Here is a 1,255-nt window from a genome sequence, read left to right on the forward strand (position 1 = left end):
TTGCTTCCGCAATGTCAGCCTTCTGAATTCCCCGGATGCCCTTGACCTTAACCTGATCCATCGTAACGTCCTTGCCGAATGCAAACTGCGTCAGAATAATCATCTTATAGGCAGCATCAATCCCGTCAACGTCATTTGTCGGGTCAGCCTCGGCAAAGCCAAGCTCCTGCGCTGATTCAAGCGCATCATCGTAAGAGGCGCCGTTCTTGTTCATCTGAGTCATGATATAGTTCGTCGTTCCGTTGACGATTCCTCTGACTTCGACAATCCGGTCAGCGGCAAAGGAGTTGACGATTGTACGCAGAATCGGGATTCCGCCGGCAACGCTGGCTTCATAGCAGAGATCACATCCGTGTTCTCTTGCAAGGCTGATCAGTTCAGGACCATGTGTTGCGATAAGGTCCTTGTTTGCCGTAATGACGTGCTTGCCGGCCTTCAGTGCCCTTTCAATATACTCCTTTGCGATATTGACCGTCCCCATAACCTCGACAACCATTTGAATCTCGTCATCACAAAGAACGTCGTCCGCATTGTCCGTCAGATTGATGCCTGTCAAGTCAACGGAACGTTTCTTCTTGAGATTGTGCACGACGACTGTCTTGACTTCGAGCCTTCTGCCTGTAATGTTGGAAATCTTCTCGGCATTGTCGTGCAAGATGCGAATCACGCCGCTGCCAACGGTTCCAAGACCCAAGATGCCAATTTTGATTGTTTCCATGTAATGCTACCCCCACTTGGTTTATTTGTTACTATTCTAACATACGGAGGCATTAAAAACCTACGTATTCTATAAATTTGTTGCCGAAAAGCACCATGATGATTATAATTTACTTAAAGCAATGCGAACATTATCAGTTTCATCAGCATTAATCTTCGAAATTTGAAATTTCTGAAAGGGGTATTTCACATGCAAACTCTCTACCGCAGCACGCGCGATCCAAAAGGTCAGGCGATTACTGCTTCACAGGCTGTCCTCCAGGGCCTCAGTCCTGACGGCGGCCTGTACGTTCCAACGTCAATTCCTGAAATCGACCTTGATTTAAACGAATTAAAAGACCTGTCGTACCAGGATTTGGCATACAGGATTCTGCGTCCGCTTTTTTCCGACTACACTGACGAGGAACTGCGCTCATGCATCGACAAAGCATATGGAGATCAATGGGATACCCGGGAAATAGCACCTGTTGACTATCATGCAGACAATGCCTACCTTGAGCTTTTCCATGGTCCGACGATTGCCTTCAAGGACGTTGCC

General features: G+C 47.5%; 1 protein-coding gene and 1 pseudogene. One reads left to right on the forward strand and one right to left on the reverse strand.

Features of this window, described 5'->3' with window-relative positions; all coding sequences use genetic code 11:
• Nucleotides 1-718 (reverse strand): homoserine dehydrogenase (locus V7Z60_RS10215; RefSeq protein ID WP_334117695.1); only part of this gene is annotated, 718 nt, incomplete at its 3' end.
• A 189-nt stretch (nt 719-907) separates the two neighbouring features.
• On the opposite strand from V7Z60_RS10215, the pseudogene V7Z60_RS10220 reads away from it, so the two are divergent.
• Nucleotides 908-1,255 (forward strand): annotated as a pseudogene (locus tag V7Z60_RS10220) (threonine synthase); the annotation flags it as partial.

The organism is Ligilactobacillus sp. (genome assembly GCF_036846325.1).
Taxonomy (GTDB): Bacteria; Bacillota; Bacilli; order Lactobacillales; family Lactobacillaceae; genus Ligilactobacillus.